General features: G+C 72.1%; 22 protein-coding genes. 12 read left to right on the forward strand and 10 right to left on the reverse strand.

Annotation, left to right across the window (positions count from 1 at the left end; translation table 11 throughout):
* Positions 1-52: 52 nt before the first annotated feature.
* Positions 53-493 carry an Rv3235 family protein gene (locus ACFC1I_RS13425; protein ID WP_376010129.1) on the reverse strand — a complete coding sequence of 147 codons (441 nt, stop codon included), beginning with the start codon at positions 491-493 and terminating at the stop codon, positions 53-55.
* Positions 494-621: 128 nt separating this feature from the next.
* On the opposite strand from ACFC1I_RS13425, the gene ACFC1I_RS13430 reads away from it, so the two are divergent.
* Entirely contained in the window at positions 622-1,230 is a 609-nt protein-coding gene (locus ACFC1I_RS13430; protein WP_376010132.1) for a hypothetical protein, read from the forward strand.
* Between the two features lie 45 nt (positions 1,231-1,275).
* On the opposite strand, the gene ACFC1I_RS13435 is transcribed toward ACFC1I_RS13430, so the two are convergent.
* Positions 1,276-1,557: a helix-turn-helix domain-containing protein gene (locus ACFC1I_RS13435; protein WP_376010134.1), complete on the reverse strand. Its 282-nt coding sequence runs from the start codon at positions 1,555-1,557 to the stop codon at positions 1,276-1,278.
* 98 nt (positions 1,558-1,655) lie between these two features.
* Between ACFC1I_RS13435 and ACFC1I_RS13440 the strand changes: the two genes are divergently transcribed.
* The 3 genes from ACFC1I_RS13440 to ACFC1I_RS13450 are packed head-to-tail and all read left to right on the forward strand — an operon-like array spanning position 1,656 to position 5,106.
* The gene (locus tag ACFC1I_RS13440) at positions 1,656-2,288 is read left to right on the forward strand and encodes a hypothetical protein (RefSeq protein WP_376010137.1); all 633 of its coding nucleotides are present in this window, start codon (positions 1,656-1,658) and stop codon (positions 2,286-2,288) included.
* Complete coding sequence (locus tag ACFC1I_RS13445) at positions 2,285-3,598, forward strand: CpaE family protein (protein ID WP_376010140.1); 1,314 nt, start codon at positions 2,285-2,287, stop codon at positions 3,596-3,598. The genes ACFC1I_RS13440 and ACFC1I_RS13445 overlap by 4 nt, the downstream gene beginning before the upstream one ends.
* A gap of 23 nt (positions 3,599-3,621) precedes the next feature.
* On the forward strand, positions 3,622-5,106 hold the full coding sequence (locus ACFC1I_RS13450) for a sensor histidine kinase (RefSeq protein WP_376010143.1): 1,485 nt from the start codon (positions 3,622-3,624) through the stop codon (positions 5,104-5,106).
* A gap of 63 nt (positions 5,107-5,169) precedes the next feature.
* On the opposite strand, the gene ACFC1I_RS13455 is transcribed toward ACFC1I_RS13450, so the two are convergent.
* Positions 5,170-5,418, reverse strand: a complete 249-nt coding sequence (locus tag ACFC1I_RS13455) for a WhiB family transcriptional regulator (protein ID WP_018171995.1) — start codon at positions 5,416-5,418, stop codon at positions 5,170-5,172.
* A 245-nt stretch (positions 5,419-5,663) separates the two neighbouring features.
* On the opposite strand from ACFC1I_RS13455, the gene ACFC1I_RS13460 reads away from it, so the two are divergent.
* The gene (locus ACFC1I_RS13460) at positions 5,664-6,086 is read left to right on the forward strand and encodes a histidine kinase (protein ID WP_376010146.1); all 423 of its coding nucleotides are present in this window, start codon (positions 5,664-5,666) and stop codon (positions 6,084-6,086) included.
* Between the two features lie 15 nt (positions 6,087-6,101).
* Here the strand turns inward: ACFC1I_RS13460 and bcp are convergent, their stop codons facing one another.
* From bcp to aroA, 3 genes are read right to left on the reverse strand one after another with little or no spacing between them, the layout of a single operon-like run.
* Positions 6,102-6,572, reverse strand: a complete 471-nt coding sequence (gene bcp, locus ACFC1I_RS13465) for a thioredoxin-dependent thiol peroxidase (RefSeq protein ID WP_376010149.1) — start codon at positions 6,570-6,572, stop codon at positions 6,102-6,104.
* Between the two features lie 9 nt (positions 6,573-6,581).
* The gene (gene rsgA / locus ACFC1I_RS13470; protein WP_376010152.1) at positions 6,582-7,661 is read right to left on the reverse strand and encodes a ribosome small subunit-dependent GTPase A; all 1,080 of its coding nucleotides are present in this window, start codon (positions 7,659-7,661) and stop codon (positions 6,582-6,584) included.
* 46 nt (positions 7,662-7,707) lie between these two features.
* A complete protein-coding gene (gene aroA, locus ACFC1I_RS13475) occupies positions 7,708-9,081 on the reverse strand; it encodes a 3-phosphoshikimate 1-carboxyvinyltransferase (protein ID WP_376010155.1) in 1,374 nt (457 codons plus the stop codon).
* 63 nt (positions 9,082-9,144) lie between these two features.
* Between aroA and ACFC1I_RS13480 the strand changes: the two genes are divergently transcribed.
* Together ACFC1I_RS13480 and ACFC1I_RS13485 are read left to right on the forward strand one after the other, a co-directional pair.
* Positions 9,145-9,867 (forward strand): sigma-70 family RNA polymerase sigma factor, encoded by a 723-nt coding sequence (locus ACFC1I_RS13480; protein WP_376010158.1) that lies wholly within the window; start codon positions 9,145-9,147, stop codon positions 9,865-9,867.
* Complete coding sequence (locus ACFC1I_RS13485; RefSeq protein WP_045297433.1) at positions 9,864-10,106, forward strand: zf-HC2 domain-containing protein; 243 nt, start codon at positions 9,864-9,866, stop codon at positions 10,104-10,106. The genes ACFC1I_RS13480 and ACFC1I_RS13485 overlap by 4 nt, the downstream gene beginning before the upstream one ends.
* Positions 10,107-10,123: 17 nt before the next feature.
* Here the strand turns inward: ACFC1I_RS13485 and ACFC1I_RS13490 are convergent, their stop codons facing one another.
* Positions 10,124-11,029 (reverse strand): diacylglycerol kinase, encoded by a 906-nt coding sequence (locus ACFC1I_RS13490; protein WP_376010161.1) that lies wholly within the window; start codon positions 11,027-11,029, stop codon positions 10,124-10,126.
* Complete coding sequence (locus ACFC1I_RS13495; RefSeq protein WP_376010164.1) at positions 11,026-12,693, reverse strand: FAD-binding oxidoreductase; 1,668 nt, start codon at positions 12,691-12,693, stop codon at positions 11,026-11,028. The genes ACFC1I_RS13490 and ACFC1I_RS13495 overlap by 4 nt, the downstream gene beginning before the upstream one ends.
* 61 nt (positions 12,694-12,754) lie before the next feature.
* On the opposite strand from ACFC1I_RS13495, the gene ACFC1I_RS13500 reads away from it, so the two are divergent.
* Positions 12,755-14,314, forward strand: coding sequence for a glycerol-3-phosphate dehydrogenase/oxidase (locus tag ACFC1I_RS13500; RefSeq protein WP_376010167.1), 1,560 nt, complete (start codon positions 12,755-12,757; stop codon positions 14,312-14,314).
* Between the two features lie 238 nt (positions 14,315-14,552).
* Positions 14,553-15,947 carry an APC family permease gene (locus ACFC1I_RS13505; RefSeq protein ID WP_376010169.1) on the forward strand — a complete coding sequence of 465 codons (1,395 nt, stop codon included), beginning with the start codon at positions 14,553-14,555 and terminating at the stop codon, positions 15,945-15,947.
* A gap of 33 nt (positions 15,948-15,980) precedes the next feature.
* Here ACFC1I_RS13505 and ACFC1I_RS13510 read toward each other — a convergent pair whose 3' ends face one another.
* On the reverse strand, positions 15,981-19,700 hold the full coding sequence (locus tag ACFC1I_RS13510; RefSeq protein WP_376010172.1) for a multifunctional oxoglutarate decarboxylase/oxoglutarate dehydrogenase thiamine pyrophosphate-binding subunit/dihydrolipoyllysine-residue succinyltransferase subunit: 3,720 nt from the start codon (positions 19,698-19,700) through the stop codon (positions 15,981-15,983).
* A 177-nt stretch (positions 19,701-19,877) separates the two neighbouring features.
* On the opposite strand from ACFC1I_RS13510, the gene ACFC1I_RS13515 reads away from it, so the two are divergent.
* Positions 19,878-21,335, forward strand: a complete 1,458-nt coding sequence (locus tag ACFC1I_RS13515; protein WP_376010175.1) for a GuaB1 family IMP dehydrogenase-related protein — start codon at positions 19,878-19,880, stop codon at positions 21,333-21,335.
* 308 nt (positions 21,336-21,643) lie between these two features.
* Here the strand turns inward: ACFC1I_RS13515 and ACFC1I_RS13520 are convergent, their stop codons facing one another.
* Entirely contained in the window at positions 21,644-22,612 is a 969-nt protein-coding gene (locus ACFC1I_RS13520; protein ID WP_376010177.1) for a hypothetical protein, read from the reverse strand.
* 464 nt (positions 22,613-23,076) lie between these two features.
* On the opposite strand from ACFC1I_RS13520, the gene ACFC1I_RS13525 reads away from it, so the two are divergent.
* Together ACFC1I_RS13525 and ACFC1I_RS13530 are read left to right on the forward strand one after the other, a co-directional pair.
* Positions 23,077-24,405, forward strand: coding sequence for a hemolysin family protein (locus tag ACFC1I_RS13525; protein ID WP_376010180.1), 1,329 nt, complete (start codon positions 23,077-23,079; stop codon positions 24,403-24,405).
* Positions 24,402-25,460: a hemolysin family protein gene (locus ACFC1I_RS13530; RefSeq protein WP_376010183.1), complete on the forward strand. Its 1,059-nt coding sequence runs from the start codon at positions 24,402-24,404 to the stop codon at positions 25,458-25,460. Before ACFC1I_RS13525 ends, ACFC1I_RS13530 begins: the two co-directional genes overlap by 4 nt.

Below are 25,460 nucleotides of genomic sequence, written 5' to 3' on the forward strand. Positions count from 1 at the left end.
CGACGGGACGGCCGCACGTCGTGGCCGGCTCCGCCGGGGGTCGCGCGGATCGTCAGAGCAGCGCGAGCGAGGTCGCGCGCCAGCGGCTGTCCATGCCCTCGATCCGCACGGCGAGCGCGCGGGTGCGCGCCGGCCCGCGGACGATGACGACGGCCTCGATGATGCCGTCGACGGGGGAGGACACGTGCACCGACATGATGGCGTGCACGGGACGCTTCGCCCCGACGCCGCGCGCGCTGCGTGCCCGGGTCGCGAGGTTCGCGCGGGTCACGAGCTTGCGGTAGGCGTCCTCGGTGAGCCAGCGCGCGAGCTGGTCGACCTCGCGGACGCCCGCGAAGACCTCGAGCACGCCGACGGTGAGGTTGCGCAGGAACGTCTCCGGATCGGGGAGAGCGATGGACGGCGTCCGCTGCGGCGCGAAGAACTCTGCGACTTGCGCGCTGCTGCGGGACGCGATGGGTACGCGGGCGGTGCCCGCGGGCGTCATTGCCATGGGAGCCAATCTCGACAGGGGGATGTCTTCCGGACAGTAGACCACACAGCGAACTCTCAGGAAAATCCTGCCTGGTCGGCTGTGGATAACTCGCGGCCGGATCCGCCGTGGTGCCCTACTCTCGCTGAGTGCGCTGGGACCGCTTCTTCGACGATCTCGAGGATCAGCTCGCCTCCGAATGGGAGGCCGAGCGTGCCGCGCTCGACACCGAGGCGGAGCGCCTGCGGCTCTCGCGGGTGCAGCTCTCGGAGCGGCTGACACTGCTCGCCGCCCGCGATGGAGCGACGCCGGCCGTCGCGTCGTTCGACCTCGCCGACGGAGCCACGGTGCGCGCGGCGGTGACCGGGGTCGGCGCGGACTGGGTCGCGCTCGCCCTCGCCGAGGGACCGGGCGGCGCGGTCATCGTGCCGTTCGCGGCGATCGGCGCGATCGGCCTGCCGCATGCCGACCTGCTGCGCACGGCGCGCCCCGCGCCGGCGCGCTCGCCGCTGGCCGACCGGCTGACCTTCGGCTTCGTGCTGCGCGACCTCGTGCGGCGGCGTGCGGGGGTCGCGGTGCACCTGGCATCGGGCCGGGTTCTCACGGGCACGATCGATCGCGCGGGCGCCGACCATCTCGACCTCGCGGTGCACGACCCCGGCGCCCCGCGACGTGCCGACGCGGTGTCGGGCTACCGCCTGGTGCCGTTCACGGCGATCGCGTGGATCCGCGCCGACGCGGCGCCGACGATCCCCTGATCGGGGCCGGCGAGGCCCCGCTGCGCATCGGCGCGAGCGCCGGGTTCAGTCCGGGTGGCGGACGATGCTCCCGCCCCACAGCTCGGGGAAGCTCGCGGTCTGCGACTGACGCCAGAGCGCCATGCGGCGCGCCTCCTCGGCCTGGTCGTCGAGGTATTCACGGACGCTCGCGGCGTCGACCCGCCACCGTGCGGGGGCGCCGACGCGGAGCCCGCGGAGCCGCCCCTCGTGCACCAGAGCCATGACCTCGTCGACCGACACCCCGAGCACCTCGCCCACCTGGGCGGGTGCGTAGAGACGCACGTCGGACGTCGGGTCATCTGACATGCCCCCATTATGGACCTGCCTCCCCGGAGCGGGCCTGGCACCGGTACCCCTGTGGATAACGCCCGACGTCGTGCTGCCGAGTCGGCGACGATGGACGCATGACCGCCGCCCACGACCCCGTCCGCACCCCGCGCAGAGCCTTCTGGGGCGATGCGCGGTTCTTCCTCGGAGTGCTCCTCGTGGCGGCGTCCGTCGTCGGCGTCTGGCTCGTCGTCTCGGCCGCGCGGCAGACGGTCCCGGTGTACGCCGCCGCGCACACGATCGTCCCCGGCGAAGCGGTCGCCGCCGGTGACCTGAAGGTCGTCGATGTCGCGCTCGGCACCCTCGCCGGCACATACCTCACGGCCGAGGACCTCGATCGGCCCGTGGTCGCGACCCGCACGATCGAGGCGGGCGAGCTCGTGCCCGCGGCATCCGTCGGCGATCCCGACTCCGCGCGCACCACGAGCGTCGTCGTGCGCAGCGCCGTCGACGTGCCCGCGTCGGTCGAGGCGGGCAGCGTCGTCGAAGTCTGGTCGTCTCCGCTCGTCGAGCAGGGCGCCTACGACGAGCCGCGCATCCTGGTCGCCGACGCCACCGTCGTGTCGGTGACGCGCGACGATTCGATGATCGGCGGGGGAGCGGCCGCGCTCGAGCTCGTCATCCCGCGGGCAGACGTTCCGGCGACCCTCGCCGCGATGGCCGACGAGTCCGCGCTCTCGATCGTCCCCACGACGGGGTCCGGCTCGTGAAGGTCGTCGTCGCCGTCGACGACGGGCAGCTCCTCACCGAGGGACTGCGTCGCGAGGGGATCGACGTCATCGCGGAGGTCGCGGCATCCGCTCCCGCCCTCGCCGCGGCGGATGGGATGCTGGGCGCCGACGCAGAGGCGATGCTCCGGGCGCTCGCCGACGCCGACGCGCTGGTGGTCGCGGTGTCGCGTGCCACGATGTCGCCGACCGTCGTCGCACTCTGCGACCGCGCCGGCACGCGGGTCGTGCCGCTCGTCGAGGACGCGGCGGGGGAGCGGATCGCCGCGTCGTGCGGGCTCGAGACCCCGCTCAGCCGGCACACCGAGCCGTGGCGCATCGCCGAGGCGCTCTCGGCCGCACCGCGTGCGTCGGCGCCCGCGGAGCCGGAGCGCCCGCAGCCGCGCGTGATCGCGGTGTGGGGTCCGGCCGGCGCGCCGGGGCGCTCCACCGTCGCCGCGGAGCTCGCCGTCGAACTCGCCCGCGGCGGACGCCACGTCGCCCTCGTCGACGCCGACACGCACGCCCCTTCGCTCGCCCTCACGCTCGGGCTCGCCGACGAGGGCCCCGGATTCGCCGCCGCATGCCGGCAGGCCGAGCTCGGCGGCCTCGACGCGCGCGAGCTCACCCGCATCGCCGTGCCGCTCGGGCGCACCGGCGTCGACGTGCTCACAGGCATCAACCGGCCCTCGCGCTGGCCCGAGCTCGACGACCGGCGCGTGGGCGCCGCCCTGGCGGCTTGCCGCGAATGGGCCGACCACACGGTGGTCGACGTGGCGTCGTCGCTCGAGCGCGACGAAGAGATCGTGAGCGACCTCGACGGTCCGCGGCGCAATGCCGCGACCCTGGCTGCGCTGCGCGCCGCCGACCTCGTCGTCGCGGTGGTCGCGGCCGACCCCGTCGGCGTCGCGCGGTTCCTGCGCGGCCACGCCGACCTGCGCGCCACCGTCGGCGCGACGCCGGTGGCCGTCCTCGCCAACCGGCTCCGGCCAGGGACACTCGGCATCGACGCGCGCGGGCAGGTGCGCCGCACGCTCGACCGCTTCGGCGGCATCGACGACGTCTGGTTCCTTCCGCAGGACCCGAGATCCGCGGATGCCGCGATCCTCGCGTCGCAGCCGATCGCCGAAGTCGCGCCGCGGTCGCCGTTCACGCTTGCGCTGCGCCGCTTCGTGGGCGAGGCGATCGTGCCCGCTCCCGAACCGCAGCGCGCGGGACGGCTGCGACGCCGGGACACCCGTCGGACCGGGCCAGGACGCGCCCCGCAGCCCCGGGCGGATGACATGGCACGTGTCGCCGGACGGGTCGGGTGAGCCGCGCGCTTTAGGCTAGGTCCGTGTCGACCCTCAGCGATCTCGTTTACGCCCAGGGCCGCTCCAGTGAAGAGGACGTGGAGTGGCTGCATCGTCTCGCGGGGGACGGCCAGCTCCTCGCCGATCTGGCTTTCGCCGACATCGTGGTCTGGGTGCCGACATCCGACGACTCCTTCGTCGCCGTGGCCCACACCCGGCCCGGCGGCGCGGCGACCCTGTTCTACCGCGACATCGTCGGCGACCGCGTGCGGCCGCAGTGGCGCACGCAGGTGCGCGACGCGTTCCAGACGGGGAACATCGTCGACTCGGCGTCGCCCGACTGGTTCGAAGAGACCCCCACGCGCGTGCGCGCGGTGCCGGTGGCCCGCAAGAGCGGCAAGGAGGCGACGGTGATCGGCGTGATCACCCGCCACACCAACCTGGGCGAGGCGCGCACCCCCTCGCGCCAGCAGATCACCTTCAACGACTGCGCCGACGACCTGTTCGGCATGATCGCGTCGGGCGACTTCCCCGATCTGTCGGCGCCGACGTCGCCGCGTCGCGGCGCGCCCCGCGCGTCGGACGGCCTGGTCAGGCTCGACGTCGACGGCATCACCACCTTCGCGAGTCCCAACGCGCTGTCGGCGTTCAACCGGCTGGGGTTCGAGGACGAGCTCGAGGGCGAGTCGCTCGTCGAGGTCGTGACCGGCATCCTGCCGACGAAGCGTCAGTTCGACGAGTCCCTCCCGGTCGTGGTCACGGGCCGCGCGCCGTGGCGCGCGGACCTCGAGGCCCGCGGCGTGACGGTGTCGCTGCGCACCATCCCGCTGCGCGATCACGGCACGCGTATCGGCGCGATCGTGCTCTGCCGCGACGTGACCGAGATCCGCCACCAGGAGCAGGAGCTCATCACCAAGGACGCGACGATCCGCGAGATCCACCACCGCGTCAAGAACAACCTGCAGACCGTCGCATCCCTGCTGCGCATCCAGGCCAGGCGCTCGCACACCGAAGAGGCCCGCGACGCGCTCACACAGGCGATGCGCCGTGTGTCGGCGATCGCGGTCGTGCACGACACCCTTTCGGAGGGCCTCGCGCAGAACGTCGATTTCGACGAGGTGTTCGCGCGGGTGCTCAAGCTCGTCGCCGAGGTCGCCGCGGCGCCGAACACGCGCGCCAAGACGCATTCCACGGGCCGCTTCGGCACGCTGCCCAGCGAGTACGCGACGCCGCTCGCGCTGGCTCTCACCGAGCTCGTCACGAACGCCGTCGAGCACGGGCTGGCCGGCCAGGAGGGCGACGTCGAGATCATCGCCGAGCGCACCGACGACAAGCTCGAGGTGCGCGTGCGCGACACCGGCTCGGGCCTGCCCGAGGGTCAGGTCGGTCGCGGCCTCGGCACGCAGATCGTGCGCACCCTCATCCAGGGCGAGCTGGGCGGCACCATCGACTGGCACACCATCATGGGCAGCGGCACGGAGGTCACGATCGACATCCCGCTGCGCTACATCGAGCGCGCCCGCAGCTGACAGCGATGAGCGGATGCCTCGAGCCGAGGCATCCGCTCATCGAAAGCGCCGTGGCGCGAGGTGTCAGGAGGCGCGGCGCGCGCGGGCGGCGCGGCGCTTGAGGGCGCGGCGCTCGTCTTCGGAGAGGCCGCCCCACACGCCCGAGTCCTGACCGGTCTCGAGGGCGTACTGCAGGCAGATCTCGGTGACGGTGCAGCGTGCGCACACCGACTTGGCCTTCTCGATCTGATCGACGGCCGGTCCGGTGTTCCCCACGGGGAAGAACAGTTCGGGGTCGACGGTCAGGCAGGCGGCCTTGTCGCGCCAGTCCATGGTGGTGCTCCTTGTGACAGAGGGGTGGGAATGGGGGCCCGGTTCGGGTCCGGTACCCTGTGGGATGTGCGAGATGATCTCGCCCCACGTCGCTGTGGGAGCACACGGCTTCACCAATCGTCCCATAGCGGTTTACCTGAATCAAGGGTTCTTCGGCGGGTTTGTGTAGGACTTGCTGAGTGTTCCCGGGGGCGTATGGAGGGTTCGCACAAACCGCTGTCGCTGGAAGAAGGAGTCGACGGAGAATGCGGACAAACCTGTCCGGAAGGATCGCCGCCGCGCTGGTCGGGCTCGAGGGGCTCGGGCTCGCCGCGCTCACGGTGCGTGAGATCGTCGCGATCGTCTCGGGTGACACCGGCTCGATCGAGAGCGCGATCGCCCTGGCTGTGCTCACCCTCGTTGGTGCTGCGGCGGTCGTCGCGTTCGCGTTCGCGATCTGGCGGGGCCAGTCGTGGGGCCGCTCGGGCGGCATCGTCACGCAGCTGCTGATCCTCGCGGTGGCGCTGGGCGCCGCCACCGGCGCGTTCGCCGACCCGGCCGCGGCGCTCGCGCTCGCCGTTCCGGCCCTGATCGTGCTGGTGCTGCTGGTGCTCGCCGTGCGCGACGCCGGCCGCGCCGCGCGCCGGGAGCGCGACGAAGAGGCCGGCGGGCAGGCTCCGGGAGCCTAGAGGGTCGCCGGGCGCTCAGACGCCCACGAGCGCCCGTACGCGGGCGACGTGGCCGGTCGCACGCACGTTGTACAGCGCGTGCGTGATGCGGCCCTTCTCGTCGATGACGAACGTGGAGCGGATGACGCCCATGAAGGTCTTGCCGTAGTTCATCTTCTCGCCCCACGCCGCGTACTTGGCGAGCACCTTGTGATCGGGGTCGCTCAGCAGGTCGTACGTGAGGCCGTCGCGCTCGCGGAACCGCCGCAGCTTCTCGGGCTCGTCGGGCGAGATGCCGAGCACGGTGTAGCCGGCGGCCTGCAGCGGGGCGAGGCTGTCGCGGAAGTCGCACGCCTCCTTGGTGCAGCCGGGCGTCATCGCCGCGGGGTAGAAGAAGAGGATGACGCGCCCGCCGCGCAGATCCTTCAGCGTCATGGCCTGCTCGTCCTGGTCGAGGAGCGTGAAGGCGGGAGCGAGGGAGCCGGGTTCGAGGCGCGTCGTGGTCACCGTTCCACTTTAGGCGCCGGGTTCCTGCGCCTTCTTCGCGAACGTCTCGAGCAGGCGCTGGAGCGAATCCAGACGGGCGGCGCCGCCCGGGCCGAGCCGGCCCTCCTCGACGGCCTCGACGATCGCGCAGTCGGGGGCGTCCGGAAGGTGGGTGCAGCCGCGCGGGCACTCCTCGGCGATCTCGGCGAGGTCGGTGAAGGCGCGGAGGATGTTGGCGGGATCCACGTGGCCGAGGCCGAAGGAGCGCACCCCCGGGGTGTCGATGACCCAGCCGCTGCCGGACACGCCGCCGCCGAGCACCTCTCCGCGGTAGCGCAGCGACACGGTCGAGCTCGAGGTGTGGCGCCCGCGGCCGGTCACCACGTTGACGTGTCCGGTCGCACGCTTCGCGTCAGGCACCAGCGCGTTGACGAGCGTCGACTTGCCGACGCCCGAGTGCCCGACGAACACCGTCGAGTGGCCGACGAGCGCCGCGCCGATCCGCTCGAGCGGCATCTCCTCCTTGCTGCTCGTGAACACCTCGAGATCGAGCCCGTCGAAGTGCGCGAGGAACTCGGCCGGGTCGGCCAGGTCGGTCTTGGTGACGACGAGGAGAGGACGGATGCCGGCATCCAGCGCCGCGACGAGGTAGCGGTCGACCAGGCGCGGCCGCGGCTCGGGATCGGCGGCCGCGACGACGACGAGCATCTGGTCGGCGTTGGCCACGACGACGCGCTCGACCTGGTCGGTGTCGTCGGCGCTGCGGCGCAGGAGCGACGTGCGGTCCTCGATGCCGACGATGCGCGCGAGCGTGCCGTCGTCGCCCGACGCGTCGCCCACGACGCGCGCGCGGTCGCCGGTGACGATCGGCGTCTTGCGCAGTTCGCGGGCGCGGGCCGCGAGCACCGTGCGCTCGGTGGGAAGGTCTTCGTCGACGAGTACGGTGTAGCGGCCGCGGTCGACCCCGAGCACGCGCGCGATCTCGGCGTCGCTGTGCGCGGGACGGCGCTTGGTGCGGGGACGGTTCGCCTTCGGGTTCGGTCGGACGCGGACGTCGGCCTCGTCGAACTCCGGCTCGTCGTCATCGTCGAGATCGTCGAGCCAGCTCACGGTGTCGTCCCGCCCATCAGGTCGTCCAGGGCACGCACGCGTCGCCTCACGAGGCGCGCATCGTCTCCTCGGGGAACCCGCCGTCGGCGTGTTCGCCGTCGAGCATCCGCTGCCAGATCTGCGGGAACTCGGGCATCGTCTTGGCCGTCGTGCCGATGTCGTCGACCTCGACGCCGGGCACGGCGAGGCCGATGAGCGCGCCGGTGGTCGCCATCCGGTGGTCGTGGTACGCGTGCCAGGTGCCGCCGTGGAGCGGGCGGGGCACGATGCGGATGCCGTCGGGCAGCTCTTCCGCCTCGCCGCCCAGGCCGCGCAGCTCCGCCACCAGCGCGGCGATGCGGTCGGTCTCATGGCCGCGGATGTGGCCGATGCCGTGCAGGGTGGAGGGGGAGTCGGCGAAGGCCGCGAGCGCGAAGATCGTGGGGGTCAGCTCGCCGGCGGCCGACAGGTCGAGGTCGACGCCCTGGATGGCCGAGCCCGCGGTCACGGTGAGCGCGCCGCCGCGGCGCACCACGCGGGCGCCCATGAGCGCGAGGATCTCGGTGAGCATCGCGCCGGGCTGCGTCGAGTGCGCGGGCCAGCCGGTGACCGAGACGGAGCCGCCCACGATCATCGCGGCCGCGAGGAAGGGCGCCGCGTTCGACAGGTCGGGCTCGATCGCGACGTCCTTGCCGCGGATCGGGCCCGCCGGCACGATCCACTCGCCGACACCGGGGCGCTCGACGTGCACGCCGCGGTGCCCGAGGGCCTCGACCGTCATGTCGATGTGAGGGATGCTCGGCAGCCGTTCGCCGGAGTGGCGCAGCTGCAGGCCCACGTCGAAGCGGGGAGCCGCGAGGAGGAGACCCGAGACGAACTGGCTCGACGCGCTGGCGTCGATCGTCACCTCGCCGCCGCGCACGTGACCGTGGCCGCGGATGATGAAGGGGAGCGCCCAGTGGCCGCCGTCGTCGATGTCGACGCCGACGTCGCGCAGCGCGGTGATCATGGCCCCCATCGGGCGGTGCAGCGCGCTCTCGTGCGCCGTGAGGGTGACGTCGCCGCGGGCGAAGCCGCCCAGCCCCGCGACGAAGCGCATGACGGTGCCGGCCTGGCCGCAGTCCACGACGGAGTCGCCGCGCAGGGGCCACACCGGGGTCACCTCGATGTCGTCGCCGTAGAGCCCGGCACCCTCGACCAGCTCGATCCCCACGCCGAGCGAGCGCAGCGCGTCGATCATGCGGGCGGAGTCGTCGGAGTGCAGCGGCGAGAGGAGCCGGCTGGGTCCGTCGGCGAGCGCGGCGAGGATGAGCTCGCGATTCGTGAGCGATTTGGAGCCCGGAACGGTCACCGTGGCATGCAGCGCGCCGTCCGCGACGGGCGCGGGCCAGTGGCCGCGCCCGATCGGCGCGGAGGGCGGGGAATACGCGTCGGCTGTCATCGGGTTCTACCCTACTGAACCCGGTGGGCACCAGCCGGGAGCAACCTACGGAAGCGGAGCCGGATGTTCGCCACTCTCGAGCGTCTCGATCACGAGGCGCCCCTCCTCGCCGAGCGTGACGCAGGTGTCCCCGGCGGCCTGCAACAGGCCGCCGTAGACTGGCGCGTGATGAGCGACTCGACCGACCAGGCTGCCGCGGCGGACCAGGCCCAGGATCCCCGCGCGCAGTTCGAAGAGCAGGCGCTGCCCTTCATGGACCAGCTGTACGCCGCGGCCATGCGCATGACGCGCAATCCCGCCGATGCGGCGGACCTCGTGCAGGAGACCTTCGTCAAGGCATTCGCCTCGTGGAAGACCTTCACGCAGGGCACGAACCTCAAGGCGTGGCTGTACCGCATCCTGACGAACACCTACATCAACACGTACCGCAAGAAGCAGCGCGAGCCGTACCAGGGCACGATCGACGAGCTCGAGGACTGGCAGCTCGGCGGTGCCGAGTCCACGACCGCGACGAGCACCCGCTCGGCCGAGGCCGAGGCGATCGACCACATGCCCGCGTCGGTCGTGAAGGACGCGCTGCAGTCCATCCCGGAGGATTTCCGGCTGGCGGTGTACCTCGCCGACGTCGAGGGCTTCGCCTACCAGGAGATCGCCGACATCATGAAGACCCCCATCGGCACCGTCATGAGCCGTCTGCACCGTGGCAGGCGCATGCTGCGTGAACTGCTGGCCGACTACGCGAAAGAGCGCGGCATCACCCCCGCCGCCACAAGGAGCACGAAATGACCGACTGCGGCTGTGAGAAGGCGCGGCGCGACCTGGAGGAGTACCTGCGCCACGAGGTCTGCAAGACCGAGCAGAGCGACATCGCCGAGCACCTGGCGAACTGCGAGGGCTGCCGCGACGAGGCTCTCGTCGCGACCACGCTGACCGAGGTGCTGGCGCGGGCCTGCAAGGAGAGCGCACCCGAAGAGCTGCGCGACCAGGTGCTGGCGAAGCTCCGGGCGGTCCAGGCAGCGCACTGACGCCGCCGCCCGCCGGGTCAGCCGGCGGGCGTGAAGATCGTGAGCGCGCCGGGCACCACGTCGACCGTCAGCGGCAGCGCGCCGATCGGGTCGCCGTCGGCGTAGGCCGTGACCCCCGGTGACGACAGCCGCACTGCGCGCACGCGTCGCATCGCGACCTCGGGCACGCCCGCGTGCGTGCCCCGGTACACCCGCGGGAGGAGGCGCAGCAGGCGCAGTCTTCCCGCGGGTCGCACGAGGACGACGTCGAGCAGACCGTCGGCCGGGTCGGCATCGGGACAGATCGGGATGCCGCCGCCGTAGGTGCGTCCGTTGCCGACGGTGGCCATGACCAGGTCGCCGCGCACCTCTTCGCGCGTGCCGTCGGCGAGCTCGAGGTCCACCTCGTAGGGGATGCCGGCGAGCGTCAGGAACTCGACGAGGATCGCGATGTTGTACCGCGACCCGCCGCGCGGCCATCGCATCGCGTTCGCGCGGTCGTTGACCTTGGAGTCGAACCCGCTCGCCAGCACCGACCCGAAGAATCGTGCCGATCCGTCGTCGCGCGTCACCCGCGCGAGGTCGATCGCCCGGGTGGCACCGCCCGCGATCGCGTCGGCGGCGGCGGCCACATCGAGTTCGCGGAGCCCCAGCGTCGCTGCGAAGTCGTTGCCGGTGCCGGACGGCACGATGCCGAGCGGGATGCCCGTGTGCGCGACCTCCTGGATCGCGAGGTTCACGGTGCCGTCGCCGCCCGCCACGACGACCGCGTCGACGCCGACCTCGATCGCGGTCCGCAGCAGTGCGGAGGACTCCGCCGCGCTGCCCCCGCTCAGGATCGACGTCTGCACGCCGTGGGCCCGCAGGCGCTCTGCGGCGTGGGTGGCGGCGCCCGTGTGGGCACCGGCGCGCGCCGCGGGATTGACGAGCAGCGCGACATTCACGCCCGCTCCGCCGCGTCGGCAGCGGGCGCGACGAGGGCGCCGGGGTTCATGATGCCCCGCGGGTCGAGCACGTCCTTGACCGCGCGCAGCACCTCGACGCCGAGCGGGCCGATCTCGGCCTCGAGGTACGGGCGGTGGTCGCGCCCCACGGCGTGATGGTGGGTGATCGTGCCCCGGGCGTCGCCGATAGCGCGGGACGCAGCATCCTTCGCCGTCGTCCACTGTGCTCCAGGATCGTCGGTGAGCGCCGCGACCACCGTGAAGTAGAGCGAGGCGCCCGCCGGGTAGACGTGCGAGATGTGGCACAGCACGATCGGCTTCGTGCCCGCGGCGGTGAGGCTCTCGGTCAGCGCCGCGGTGACCGAGGCCTTCAGCGTGGGCAGGTTCGCCCACGTGGTCGCGGTCTCGAGGGTCTCGGCGAGGACGCCGATGTCCATGAGCGTGTCGCGCAGGGCGGGGGAGGCGAAGCGGCCGCGCTCCCACGAGCGGGCCGGGTCCTCGCCGCGGGGCGTCGCGCCGTGCGCGCGGAAGACCGCGTCGAGCGCGGCGCGCGCGGCCTCCGCCTCGGCGGCGGTCGCATCTTCGAAGGTCGCGACCGCGAGGCATCCCCGCATGCGGGTGAGGTGTCCGCCCATCGCGGCGTTCACCCGCGTCTCGGTCTCGTCGCTCAGCCGCAGGACGGTGGGACGGATGCTGCGCTGCGTCGCTTCCCGGAACGCCGACGCCCCCGAGGCGAAGTCGGGGAACGACCACGCGCCGTACGCGGTCGCCGCCGGCACCGGGCGGATCCGGACCGTGACCTCGGTGAGGACGCCGAACGCGCCCTCCGAACCCAGGAACAGCTCGCGGAGGTCCGGGCCGGCCGCGCTCGCCGGCGCGCGGCCGAGGTCGAGGTCACCGGCGGGCGTGGCGACCCGCAGCGCGTGGACGAGGTCGTCGAAGCGGCCGTATCCGCGCGAGGCCTGGCCGCTCGACCGCGTCGCCGCGTACCCGCCGAGCGAGGCGTACAGGAAGCTCTGCGGGAAGTGGCCGAGCGTGTAGCCGCGCGCGCCCAGCAGCTCCTCGGCCTGGGGGCCGGTCGTGCCGGCGCCGAACGTCGCGAGGAGCGACACCTCGTCGAGGGCGAGGAGCGCCGCCGTGCGGCCGAGGTCGAGGGCGATCACGGCGCGGTGGGCGCCGCGCACCGGGTCGACGCCGCCGACGACCGACGTGCCGCCGCCGAACGGCACGACGGCGATGCCGCACTCGCCGCAGACGCGCAGCACCGCCGCGACCTCGTCGTGCGTGGCGGGGGAGACCACGGCGTCGGGCGCGGCCTGCGTCTCATCGAGGCGCCGCCGCAGCAGATCGGGCGTGCTCTTGCCGCCGAGGTGCAGCATGCGCACGGCGTCGTCGCGGGTCGCCGCGGCGGCCCCGGCGTCGACGACCGCAGCGAGGGCGGTGTGATCCTCGTCGGTCAGCAGCGACGGCGTGAGGACAGGTGCGGCGCGGTGCGGCACGGGGTGCGCCTTGCCCGGCAGCAACGTCGCGACGATCGCCTTCGCGGCGGCCGGCAGGCGCGCGGGCTCCGAACCCCAGGCGTCCCAGTCGCCTCGCGGACGCGGCGCGGGAACGGCGAGCGGCCGCTGCGGTGCGGACAGCGGGGACTCTGGCGTCGTCGGCATCTGGCCAGTATCGCACCGCGCCGTCGCGCCCCGGGGCGGGCGGGTGCGGCATCATGTCAGGGTGCAGACGCGCATCGTGGGGCGCACGCCCTCGTCCTCGGCCCTGTCGGCGGCGCGTCGCGCGCGGGAGCTCGAGGCGCTCGCCGACGGCGGCGAGATCGACCTGCTCGTCATCGGCGGCGGCATCACCGGCGCCGGGATCGCGTTGGATGCTGCGGCCAGAGGCCTGCGCACCGTGCTCGTCGAGCGGCACGACCTCGCGCACGGCACCAGCCGCTTCAGCTCCAAGCTCGTGCACGGCGGACTGCGGTACCTCGCGTCGGGCCAGCTCGGCATCGCGCACGAGAGCGCGAGCGAGCGCCACCTCCTCCTCACCCGCACCGCGCCGCACCTCACGCGCGCGCTCGCGCAGGTCGTGCCGCTGCACGAGCCGGGGCACGTCGCGCGCGGCGCGTACATCGGCCTGGGGTACGAGCTCGGCGACGGCCTGCGCCGCGTCGTCGGAACCCCGGGCGGGCTGCTGCGCGCGCCGGGCGCGATCGGCCGCGACACCACTCTCGCCCTCGCTCCGGCCGTCCGGGCCCAGGGGCTCCGCGGCGGCGTGCGCGGCTGGGACGGGCAGCTCATCGACGACGCCCGGCTCGTCGTCGCCGTCGCGCGGACGGCCGCCGGGTACGGGGCATCCATCCTCACCCGCATCGAGGCCGTCGCGGTCACCGGGCGCGAGGCGACCCTGCGGGACGCGGTGACCGGCGCGACGCTGCACGTGCACGCGCGAGCCGTCGTCAGCGCGACGGGCGTGTGGGCGGGCGAGCTCGACCACGACGTGCGGCTGCGGCCGAGCCGCGGCACGCACCTGGTGGTGTCGACGGCCCGCCTCGGCGGCTCGGACGTGTCGCTCACGGTGCCGATCCCGGGCTCGTCGAGCCGCTTCGTGTTCACGCTGCCCGCGCAGCACGGCCGCACCTACATCGGCCTCACCGACGTTCCCGCCGACGGGCCGATCCCCGACATCGCGCACGCGACCGACGCCGAGATCGACATGCTGCTCGGCACGGTCAACACCGTGCTGGAGGAGCCGCTGACGCGCGCCGACGTGCTGTCGACGTTCGCGGGGCTCCGCCCGCTCCTTGCGGGTGCGGGTGACGACGACACCAGCGATCTCTCGCGCCGGCACGCGATCATCGGGTCCGCGAGCGGTGTGCTGAGCATCGTCGGCGGCAAGCTCACGACCTATCGGCGCATGGCCGAGGACGCCGTCGACGCCGTCGTCCGGTGCGATCCCGGCTTCGCCTCTCGCCCGTCGCCGACCCGCTCGATCCCGCTCGTCGGCGCGTGGCCGCGCCACCGCCTCGGCGAGATCGCCGCGGCCCCGCGCCTGGTGCGCCGTTTCGGCGCCGAGGCGCCGTATGCGGTGGCGCTCGCCGGCGGTCCGGGCGCCGCGTGCGGCGTGACCGCGCAGGAGCTCGAGTGGGGCGTCCGGGTCGAGGGCGCCCTGAGCGTCGCCGACCTCCTCGACCGGCGCACCCGCCTGGGCCTCGTCGAGACCGACCGGGAGGAGTCGATGGATGCTGCCACCGCCGCCTTCGCCCGCGCCGGCGTCACCCCGCTCGACGCCTGACCATCCGCGGGCCCGGGTCGCAGCATCCATCCCCGTCCGCTCGGCCCCCTGACGCCCGTCCTCGAATCAGGCGATGAGGCGAGATCAGGCCGATGCGGTGCGGAATCGGCCTGATTTCGCCGCATCGCCTGATTCGGAGACACGGGGTGGGGTGCCTGCGCGCCGGGTTGGCAGGAATCCGTCCCAGGACGGCGGCGCAGCGGACGCGGGTGTCGGGGGTGGCCCCCAGACTGGAACGGTGACACACAGCGGTACGCACGGGGGACTCGGCGTCGTCCAGGGGACGGCGCTCTACATCGCCTCGGTGCTCGGCACCGGGCTGCTCGTGCTCCCCGGCCTCGCGGCCGATGTGGCGGGCCCGGCGTCCATCGTGTCGGTGCTCGCGGTGATCGTGCTCGCGGTGCCGCTCGCCGGCACGTTCGCGGCGCTCGCCGCGCGCTATCCCGACCCCGGCGGGGTCGCGAGCTACGTCCGGCGTGCGCTCGGCCGCACCGCCGCGCGAGCCACGGGCTACTGGTTCTACTTCGGCGTGGCCGCCGGGTTCCCCGTGCTGGCCTTCCTCGGCGCCGAGTACTTGAGCGCGGTCCTGCACATCGATCGCGTCGCGGTCCCGATCCTCGTGTTCGCCATCCTCATCCCGCCGTTCGCCGTCAACATGCTGGGCGTCCGCGTCGCCGGCTGGGTGCAGTTCGTGCTGACCGGGCTGCTCGTCGGCATCGTCGTCTTCGTCGTCGCGACGGCGTTCCCCGCCGTCGAGGCGTCGAGCTTCACGCCGTTCCTGCCCCACGGCTGGGCGGGCGTCGGCACCGCGATCAGCCTCTTCGTATGGGCCTTCGCCGGCTGGGAGGTCGGCACGCACATCTCGGGGGAGTTCCGCGACCCGCGCCGCAGCATCCCGATCGCCACCGCCATCGCACTCGTCGTGACCGGCCTCGCGTACCTGCTGCTGCAGGTCGTGACGGTGGGCGTGCTCGGGGAGGAGGCGGGCGCCGGGGCGGTCCCGCTGCTCTCGCTCGCCGACGCGGTCGCCCCCGGTTTCGGGCCGACGGCCGTCGGCGCCGTCGCGGCGATCGTCGTGCTCGGCGTCATGAACGCCTACCTCGCCGCGTTCGGCAAGCTGGGCGCCTCGCTCGCGTCGTCGGGTGACCTGCCCCGTGTGCTCGCGCCGGGCGCCGAATCGGGGGGAGTGCCGCGACGCGCGCTGCTGCTGACGTTCGTCATCGCCATGGTCTACTGCGCGATCGCGCTCGCGACGGGCGGCGACCTGCAGACGTTCATCCTCATCCACACCAGCAACATGGTGTCGATCTACGCGGCCGGCATGATCGCCGCGACGCTGATCCTGCCGCGCTTCACGGCAGGCTGGTTCATGGCGGTTGTCGCCGCGGTGCTGTCGATCGGTCTGCTGTTCCTCGCCGGTGCGAACCTGCTGCCGGCCGCCGTGCTGGCCCTCGCCGCGATCCTGGTGACGGTCTGGAAGCGGCTGCGGCGCCGCGGTCGTCCCGTCGCTGCGCCCGGTGTCGGCGCGACGGGTGATGCCCGCACCACAAGCCCCGGGTCCACCGTCGGGGTGAAGACGACGGCGGCCACGGCGGAACGCAGTTCGGCCCTGGACTCCTCAGCGAAGAGCTGAGAACTCCAGGGCCGAACCGGCGAGACGCTGGGCTCAGAGCGTGAGCGCCTGCTGCATGATCGCGGCCTGCTCGGCCGCGTGCACCTTCGGCGAACCGGTGGCGGTCGATGCCGCCGACGCACGCGAGACACGGCTGATGGTGCGACCGTTGAGGTTCTTCACGACCTCGAGGGCGATGAAGGGCCACGCACCCTGGTTCTCGGGCTCGTCCTGCACCCACACCAGCTCGGCGTTCGGGTACGAGTCGATGACGGCGTTGAGCTCCTCGACCGGCGCCGGGTAGTACTGCTCGAGCCGCACCAGGGCGATCTCGGGGTTCGGGTTCTTGTCGAGCTCGGCGCGCAGGTCCCAGTGGATCTTGCCGGCGTGCAGCAGCACGCGCTTGACGGCCGACTTGTCGACGCCGCGGGTGTCGTCGATCACCGGCTCGAAGCGTCCGGTGAGGAAGTCCTCGACCGGACTCGTCGCACCGCGCAGGCGCAGCATGGCCTTCGGCGTGAAGACCACCAGTGGACGACGCGGACGCGCGTACGCCTGGCGGCGCAGCAGGTGGAAGTACGACGCCGGCGTCGACGGGCGCGCGACTGTCATGTTGTCCTGCGCGCACATCTGCAGGTACCGCTCGATGCGTGCCGACGAGTGGTCGGGTCCCTGGCCCTCGTAGCCGTGGGGGAGCAGCAGCACGACGCTCGACTGCTGGCCCCACTTCTGGTCGGCGGCCGAGATGTACTCGTCGATGACCGACTGGGCGCCGTTCGCGAAGTCGCCGAACTGGGCCTCCCACAGCACGAGGGAGTCCGCCCGCTCGACCGAGTAGCCGTACTCGAACGCCATCGCCGCGTACTCGCTCAGCAGCGAGTCGTAGACGTAGAAGCGGCCCTGGTCCTCGCTGAGGTTCGTGAGCGGGATCCACTCCTGGCCGTTCGCGCGGTCGTGCAGCACCGCGTGGCGCTGCACGAAGGTGCCGCGGCGCGAGTCCTGGCCGGCGAGGCGCACGTTGGTCTTCTCGAGCAGCAGCGAGCCGAAGGCCAGCAGCTCGCCGAAGCCCCAGTCGATCGAGCCGTTGCGGCTCATGTCGAGGCGCTTGTCGAGCAGCTGCTGCAGCTTGGCGTGCACCGTGAAGCCGCTGGGCTTGTTCACGAAGGTGTCGCCGATCAGCGTGACGACCTCGCGCGACACGCCCGTGGTCGCGGGCTCGCCCGCGGCGGGCTCGGCCGCGGCGTCGGGCACGAGCACCGGCGACGAGCCGGTCTCGGCCGCGTGCGTCTCGGCGAACGCGATCTCGAGGCGGTTCTGGAAGTCCTGCTTCGCCTTGTCGTACTCTTCCTCGGTGATGTCGCCGCGACCGACGAGAGCCTCGGTGTAGAGGCGGCGCACCGAGCGCTTGGCCTCGATGAGGTTCGTCATCAGGGGCTGGGTCATCGACGGGTCGTCGCCCTCGTTGTGACCGCGGCGGCGGTAGCAGATGACATCGACCACGACGTCGCGGTGGAACCGCTCGCGGTAGGCGAAGGCGAGCTGCGCCACGCGCGTGACGGCCTCGGGGTCGTCGCCGTTCACGTGGAAGATCGGCGCCTGGATCGTCTTGGCGACGTCGGTCGCGTAGACCGAGGTGCGCGCGTCGGTGGGGGTCGTGGTGAAGCCCACCTGGTTGTTGACGACGACGTGGACGGTGCCGCCGGTGCGGTAGCCGCGCAGCTGCGACATCTGCAGCGTCTCGACGACGACGCCCTGGCCCGCGAAGGCCGCGTCGCCGTGGACGAGGATCGGCAGCCACGTGAAGGTGCCGATGGGCTTGCGGTCCTGCTTGGCGCGGACGATGCCTTCGAGCACACCGTCGACGGTCTCGAGGTGCGACGGGTTCGCGGCGAGGTAGACCGGGAGCTCCGACTTGTTGTCGGCGATGAACGTGCCCTCGGTGCCGAGGTGGTACTTGACGTCGCCCGAGCCGCTCTTCGAGCCGATCGCGACGGAGCCCTCGAACTCACGGAACACCTGGCCGTACGTCTTGCCGGCGATGTTCGTCAGCACGTTGAGGCGGCCGCGGTGGGCCATGCCGATCGCGGCGCCGTCGAGGCCAGCCTCGGCCGCACCCTGCAGGATCTCGTCGAGCAGCGGAATCAGCGACTCGCCGCCCTCGAGGCTGAAGCGCTTCTGGCCGACGTACTTCGTCTGCAGGAAGGTCTCGAACGCCTCGGCCTGGTTCAGCTTGTCGAGGATGCGCAGCTGCTCGTCGTGACCCGGCTTCTGGTACTTGAGCTCGACGTGCTCCTGGAACCATGCGCGCTGCACGGGGTCCTGGATGTGCATGTACTCGATGCCGATCGTGCGGCAGTACGAGTCGCGCAGCACGCCCAGGATGTCGCGGAGCTTCATCTGACGCTTGCCGCCGAAGCCGCCGGTCACGAACTCGCGGTCGAGGTCCCAGAACGTCAGCCCGTGGCTCTCGATCTCGAGGTCGGGGTGCGTGCGCTGCACGTACTCGAGCGGGTCGACGTCGGCCATGAGGTGGCCGCGCACGCGGTAGGAGTTGATGAGCTCCTGCACGCGGGCCTGCTTGTCGACGCGCTCGGCCAGGTCGACGTTGATGTCGGCGGCCCAGTGGATCGGCGCGTACGGGATGCGCAGCGCCGCGAAGATGTCGTCGTAGAAGGAGCGCTGGCCGATGAGCAGCTCGTGCACCTTCTTGAGGAACTCGCCGGACCCGGCGCCCTGGATGACGCGGTGGTCGTAGGTGCTCGTGAGCGTGATCGTCTTGCCGATCGCGAGCTCGTTGAGCGTCTTGTCGCTCGCGCCCTGGAACTCCGCCGGGTACTCGAGGGCGCCGGCGCCGACGATGCAGCCCTGGCCCTTCATGAGTCGCGGCACCGAGTGCACGGTGCCGATGCCGCCGGGGTTGGTCAGCGAGATCGTCGTGCCCTGGAAGTCGGCCGCGGTCAGCTTGTTGCCGCGCGCGCGGGTGACCAGGTCCTCGTAGGTCGTGAGGTACTCGTTGAACGTCAGCTGCTCGGCGCGCTTGATGCTCGGCACGAGGAGGGCGCGAGTGCCGTCGGGCTTGGGCAGGTCGATCGCGATGCCGAGGTTGATGTGCGCCGGCGCCACGAGCGACGGCTTGCCGTCGATCTCGGCGTAGAACACGTTCTGGCTCGGGAACTCCTTGAGCGCCTGGATGATCGCCCAGCCGATGAGGTGGGTGAAGCTCACCTTGCCGCCGCGGGTGCGCGACATGTGGTTGTTGATGACGATGCGGTTGTCGATCATCAGCTTCGCGGGCACCGTGCGGACGCTGGTCGCCGTCGGGACGGTCAGCGACTCGTCCATGTTCGCGGCGAGGGTCTTCGGCATGCCGCGCAGCGTCGTGACGACGTCGGCGTCGGCCTCGCCGTCGGCGGCCGACGGCTCGGCCTTCGGCGCCTGCGCCGGGATCGGCTGCGGCGCGGCCGGGCGCGCGGTGGTCCGGGCCACCGGCTGCGTGCCGATCACCGGGATCGGCGCCGTCACCGGACGCGGCTCGGAAGCCGCCGGCTGGGCGGTCGCCGGAGTCGCGCTCGCCGGAGCCGGCGCGGCCGGGGCGGCGGCCTCCGTCGGTGCTGTCCCGTCGGCGGGATGGTAGGCCGCGAGAACGGGCCACCATGCCTTGTCGACGGAGTTCCGGTCGATCTTGAACTGTTCGTACAGCTCCTCGACGAGCCACTCGTTGGCTCCGAACTCTCCCTCGTTCGAAACCCCGACGCCCGTCACCTGGCTCGACACGCTGAATCGCCTGCTTTCATCGGTGAAGTTCTGGGATGCGCGCGGGGCTCGGGAGCCCTCACACACGACGGTTAAGCCTAGCCCAGTCTGCGCAGGCGGTTCCGGTCCGAGGCGGCGGCGAACCTGAAAGATCCCGCATGATTATCCGCACAGGAACTGTCACTACCCTTGGCGGTCATGGAGTTCTACGGCGAAACCCCCGACGTCGACCTGACCTACTCTGACGTCTTCCTCGTCCCGCGGCGCTCGGCGATCACGAGCCGCCTTGATGTCGACCTCGCGCCGGGCGACGGCACGACGGCCACCCTCCCGCTCGTCTCGGCCAACATGAACTCCGTCACGGGCGCCCGCCTGGCGGCGACGCTCGCCCGTCGCGGCGGGCTCGGCGTGCTCCCGCAGGACATGCCGCTACAGGAGCTCGACGCCGCGATCCGCTGGGTCAAGGCGCAGCCGGTCGCGTGGGACACCCCGCTCGTGCTGCCGCCCGACGCCACCGTCGCCGATGCGGCGCGGCTCCTGCCCGCGACCGAGGGGCACGGCATCGTCGTCGCCGACGCGTCGTCGGGTCAGGTCGACGCCGACGACATCCTCGGCATCGTCCCCGCGACCCGGCTCGGCACCGCCCTGCCCGACGCGCGCCTGGGCGACCTCGCACGCGGGCGCGCAGCATCCGTCGACGCCGACGACATCGAAAGCGCGCGCCATGCGTTCGACGTGATCGTGGCCGCCGAAGCCGAGACCGTGTGCGTGCTGCACCACGGGCATCTCGTCGGCACGCTCTCGCGACGCAGCGCCCTGCGCTCGAACCTGTACCGTCCCGCCGTCGACGCCTCGGGCCGGCTCATCGTCGCCGCGGCCGTCGGCATCAACGGCGACGTCGCCGCGAAGGCGCAGGCGCTCGCCGCCGCGGGCGTCGACGTGCTCGTGGTCGACACCGCGCACGGCCACCAAGAGGGCATGCTGCGGGCGCTGCGCACCGTCGCCGACCTCGACCTCGGCATTCCGATCGCGGCGGGCAACATCGTGAGCGCCGAGGGCGTGCACGACCTCGTCACCGCCGGTGCGACGATCCTCAAGGTCGGCGTCGGCCCCGGCGCCATGTGCACGACGCGCATGATGACCGCGGTCGGCCGGCCGCAGTTCTCCGCGGTGCTCGAGACCGCCGAGGCGGCCCGCATCATGGGCGCGCACGTCTGGGCCGACGGCGGCGTGCGCTACCCGCGCGACGTCGCGCTGGCGCTGGCGGCGGGGGCGGCCTCCGTCATGATCGGCTCGTGGTTCGCCGGAACCATCGAGGCGCCGGGTGAGCTGCAGGTCGACGAGTCCGGCCGTGCCTACAAGGAGTCGTGGGGCATGGCCTCGACGAAGGCCGTGCACGAGCGCTTCGGCCGCCTCGACCCGTACGAGCTCGCCCGCAAGGAGCTCTTCGCCGAGGGCATCTCGTCGTCGAAGATCTACCTCGACCCGCTCCGCCCCGGCCTCGAGGACCTGCTCGACATGATCACGTCGGGCGTGCGCTCCTCCTTCACCTACGCCGGCGCCGCGACGGTCGCCGAGTTCCACGACCGAGCCCGCGTCGGCCTGCAGTCGGCGGCCGGTTACGAAGAGGGCAAGGCCCTGCCTGTCAGCTGGTGAGATTCCGGATGCTGCGGGCCGCGGCATCCGTCATTCCGCCGCTTCTGCACCCCGTTGCCTGGCCTACGCAGTTCAGCGCCCGTCGCCCGTTCACGCCGCGCTGTCGAAATCGGCATTCGCTGCCGCTTTCGACGAGCTCGTTCGTCTGCGCTGTCGAAATCGGCAAATGCTGCCGTCCTGTTCGTGCGCGATTGCCGATTTCTATAGCGCGGACCGGGGAACGCCGGCCAGAGCTCGACGCGCGGAGGTGTTGGGGGCGCGGGCGCGGGCGCGAGCCCGGGTCGACTGGAACGGCGCGCCCGTCCTCGTCACGGTCGGGGCCGGGAACAGGGCAGTCCGTCGGCGGTCAGGATGTCGTAGACCTTCCGAGGATCGTCGAAGTCGGTGGCCTCGAGGCGAGAGAACCCTCGGACCTCGCGCCTGATCTCGTTCTCGCGGTTCTTCTCGTCGATCACGATCTCGTCCGGATCGCGGTCGTCGTCGAACTCGGGGCTGAGGTACTTGCCGCGGCCGTCGATCTCGAGCCAGTGGTCGAACTCGGGGAAGTATCGGTCGCCGAACGCGAGGCGCCCGCTGCGGAGCACCCGCCGCTCTTGCGACCGCGATGCGGGGAAGCCCAGTTGGCGAAGTAGATGCGCAGCCTGGGTCTCGCGAGGGTTCGCCGCTCCGGTGTCGGCCCACGCGACCACGCGGCGCGCCCGCATGTCGCCCCACCTTCGCGGCGTGCTGCCGAGGAGCCGGAGCATCTCATCGATCGTCGTGAGCGGCCCACCTTCGCGGCCGGCCCACACGGCCTGGTCGACAGCAGTCGCCGCGACGAGGAACGGCGCCGTCCGGGCGAGATCGAGCGCGGTCTGGGCGGGCGTGGTGATCTCGTGCTCCCCGAAGGTGACACATTCGACGCCTTCGAGACCGAGCGCGTGCCGCCTGACTGCACCACCGGATCTTCCGCCCGTAGCGCGCTCGATCATCACGTCCACGCGTTTCGGCCACCGGCCCAGGATGTCGATGCCGTGCTCGGCTGCCGCCGCGAAATGTGACAGCACCGCACCCGGTTCGAGTCGGCGCGCGACCTCCGCCACCAGGACGCGGTGCCGCTCGATCGGGCGCAGCCTGCGCCATTCGGCAGTCAACACGTAGGAGCCTGCGGTGACACGGGTCCACTCGCCCGACGCCAGGTTCTTGCGGAGTCGCCGGTCGTCGGCGAAGTCGAGCTGATCGCGCCGGCGGTGGACGGCGATGTCGGGTGCGATGTGCGGCTGCGCGGTGGACGTCACGGTCCCACGATGGGCGCACTGGCGCTCCGCCGCGGGCCGATGTCGCTGGTTCGGTGGAAACCGCGACGCAGCGCGCACCTGGGGAGGAGTGTCGGCTGCGGTGAGTGCGTCCGCGGCGGATCTCGGCACCGGCTGCGGGTTCGGCGCACGCGGATGGTCGCGCGCTGTCGAAATCGGCGAACGCTGTCGAAGCGAACGGGCGCGCTTGCCGTTTTCGACAGCGCGGACTGGCACGCCTGGGTGACAACGGGCGCGATTGCCGTTTTCGACAGCGCGGACGAGCAGGCGACGCGAGGGCCGCGCCGGCGAGGGAGATTCCGGATGCTGCGGGCCGCGGCATCCGTCATTCCCAGGGATTCTGCGGGGAGGCGCTGACGTAGAATGGTCCGCACAATGGACGACCCTCCTAGTTGCAGACGATCGCCCCACCGACCCTCCACCCCGATGAACGGGGGTGATGCGTGATGGATTACGTCATGTTGGGCGTGGGGCTTCTTCTCACAATCGGCACCGGCCTGTTCGTCGCCAGCGAGTTCGCGCTCGTGAACCTGGACCGTGCGGACCTCGAGGCCCGCCAGGCCGCCGGCGAGAGCCGGCTCTCGATGACGATCAGCGCCCTGCGCATCACCTCGACCCACCTGTCGAGCGCGCAGCTCGGCATCACGCTGACCACCCTGCTCACCGGTTACACGATGGAGCCGGCGATCTCGAACCTGCTCGCTCCCGTGTTCGACGCGTGGGGCATCCCGAGCGGGATCTCACGGCCGCTCTCGGCCATCATCGGCGTCTCGATCGCCACGATCTTCTCGATGATCATCGGCGAGCTCGTGCCGAAGAACTTCGCGCTCGCCGTGCCGCGCCAGACCGCCAAGCTCGTCATGCCGTTCCAGGTGGCGTTCACCACGGTCTTCCGCCCCGCGATCGTCGTGCTCAACGGCAGCGCGAACGGCGTGCTGCGCTCCGTGGGCATCGAGCCCAAGGAGGAGCTCTCCGGCGCCCGCACGGCCGAGGAGCTCTCGAGCCTCGTCCGCCGCTCGGCGAGTGCGGGCGTGCTCGAGGAGGACACCGCGTCGCTCCTCGACCGCAGCCTCACCTTCGCCCGGCTCAGCGCGGCCGACGTCATGACGCCGCGCCCCAGCATCCACGCGCTCGCGGCCGACGACTCGGCCGAGGACGTCATCCAGCTCGCCCGCCGCACCGGCCACAGCCGGTTCCCGGTGTACGGCGAGGACATGGACGACATCACCGGCATCGTGCACCTGAAGGCCGCCGTCGGCGTGCCGCGCGAGCGCCGGGCCGACGTGCCCGCCGCGGCGCTCGCGACCGAGCCGCTGCGCTTTCCCGAGGCGGTGCACCTCGACGTGCTCGTGGCCGAACTGCGTGCCCGCGGGTACCAGATGGCCGTCGTCGTCGACGAGTACGGCGGTACCGCCGGTGTCGTCACGCTCGAGGACCTGGTCGAGGAGATCGTCGGCGAGGTGCTCGACGAGCACGACCGCCGCCGCGCCGGCATCGTGCGCCTCGAGGACGCCGTCATCTTCCCCGGCGAGCTGCGGCCCGACGAGGTGCGCGACCGCACCGGCATCCGCATCCCCGAGGGCGACGTGTACGACACCGTCGGCGGCTACATCATGAGCGTGCTCGAGCGCATCCCCGCGATCGGCGACAGCATCGAGATCGAGGACGGCACCATCGAGGTGCAGCGCATGGACGGCCGCCGCGTCGACCGCGTGAAGTTCACGCCCACGCCGATGCCCCATGAGGACGCGAGCGAAGGGGGTGATCGCCGATGAGCGACTGGGCCGGAATCGCCTGGCTGGTGGTGCTGCTCATCGCCAACGCCTTCTTCGTCGGCGCCGAGTTCGCCGTCATCTCGGCACGCCGCTCGCAGATCGAGCCGCTCGCCGAGAAGGGTTCGCGCGCGGCCAAGACCGCGCTGTACGCGATGGAGCACGCGACGCTCATGCTGGCGACGAGCCAGCTCGGCATCACGATCTGCTCGCTGCTGATCCTGAACGTGTCGGAGCCCGCCATCCACCACCTGCTGGCCGAGCCCCTGGGACTCACCGGCTGGTCGGAAGGCGTCGTCGACGGCGTCGCGTTCGCCGTGGCGCTGATCCTGGTGTCGTACCTGCACGTCGTGTTCGGCGAGATGGTGCCGAAGAACCTCGCGTTCTCGGTGCCCGACCGCGCCGTGCTCATGCTCGCGACGCCACTGGTGTGGGTGTCGAAGATCTTCCACCCGGTGATCGTGAGCCTCAACTGGATCGCGAACCACATCGTGCGGCTGTTCCGCGTCGAGCCGAAGGACGAGGCCGCCTCGACCTTCACACTCGAGGAGGTCGCGACGATCGTGAACCAGTCGCGCATCGAGGGCGTGCTCCACGACACGGCCGGCACGGTGACCGCGGCCGTCGAGTTCACCGACAAGAAGGCCGCCGACGTCGCGGTGCCGCTCTCGCAGCTCGTGACGCTCCCCGAGGTCACGACGCCCGACGAGATCGAGCGCGCGGTCGCCAAGCACGGCTTCTCGCGCTACGTGATCGTCGACGAGGCCGGCCTACCGCTCGGCTACGTGCACCTGAAGGACATCCTCCGGGCCGCCGAGGGACCGGATGCCGCGACCGACGTCGCGCTTCCGATCGCGACGAAGCGCATCCACCACATGGTGCCGGTGCTCGAGTCGACCGACCTCGAGGACGCGCTCGCCGTGATGCGCCGGGCGGGGCGCCACCTCGCGCAGGTGCGCAACATCTCCGGTGAGATCACCGCGGTGCTGTTCCTCGAGGACATCATCGAAGAGCTCATCGGCGAAGTGCAGGACGCCACGCGTCGTCGCGGCTTCTGA

Origin of the sequence: Microbacterium sp. NPDC056044, from assembly GCF_042267145.1 — a bacterium.
In the GTDB taxonomy this organism is placed as follows: domain Bacteria; phylum Actinomycetota; class Actinomycetes; order Actinomycetales; family Microbacteriaceae; genus Microbacterium.

Bases quoted from the DNA above. Each gene is read 5' to 3' on its own strand.
- ACFC1I_RS13460 (WP_376010146.1), top strand. From the start codon at position 5,664: ATGCGGACAAACCTGTCCGGAAGGATCGCCGCCGCGCTGGTCGGGCTC.
- ACFC1I_RS13425 (WP_376010129.1), bottom strand. From the start codon at position 493: ATGGCAATGACGCCCGCGGGCACCGCCCGCGTACCCATCGCGTCCCGC.
- ACFC1I_RS13530 (WP_376010183.1), top strand. From the start codon at position 24,402: ATGAGCGACTGGGCCGGAATCGCCTGGCTGGTGGTGCTGCTCATCGCC.
- ACFC1I_RS13515 (WP_376010175.1), top strand. From the start codon at position 19,878: ATGGAGTTCTACGGCGAAACCCCCGACGTCGACCTGACCTACTCTGAC.
- ACFC1I_RS13485 (WP_045297433.1), top strand. From the start codon at position 9,864: ATGACCGACTGCGGCTGTGAGAAGGCGCGGCGCGACCTGGAGGAGTAC.
- ACFC1I_RS13435 (WP_376010134.1), bottom strand. From the start codon at position 1,557: ATGTCAGATGACCCGACGTCCGACGTGCGTCTCTACGCACCCGCCCAG.
- ACFC1I_RS13480 (WP_376010158.1), top strand. From the start codon at position 9,145: ATGTTCGCCACTCTCGAGCGTCTCGATCACGAGGCGCCCCTCCTCGCC.
- ACFC1I_RS13525 (WP_376010180.1), top strand. From the start codon at position 23,077: ATGGATTACGTCATGTTGGGCGTGGGGCTTCTTCTCACAATCGGCACC.
- ACFC1I_RS13495 (WP_376010164.1), bottom strand. From the start codon at position 12,693: ATGCCGACGACGCCAGAGTCCCCGCTGTCCGCACCGCAGCGGCCGCTC.
- ACFC1I_RS13455 (WP_018171995.1), bottom strand. From the start codon at position 5,418: ATGGACTGGCGCGACAAGGCCGCCTGCCTGACCGTCGACCCCGAACTG.
- aroA (WP_376010155.1), bottom strand. From the start codon at position 9,081: ATGACAGCCGACGCGTATTCCCCGCCCTCCGCGCCGATCGGGCGCGGC.
- ACFC1I_RS13440 (WP_376010137.1), top strand. From the start codon at position 1,656: ATGACCGCCGCCCACGACCCCGTCCGCACCCCGCGCAGAGCCTTCTGG.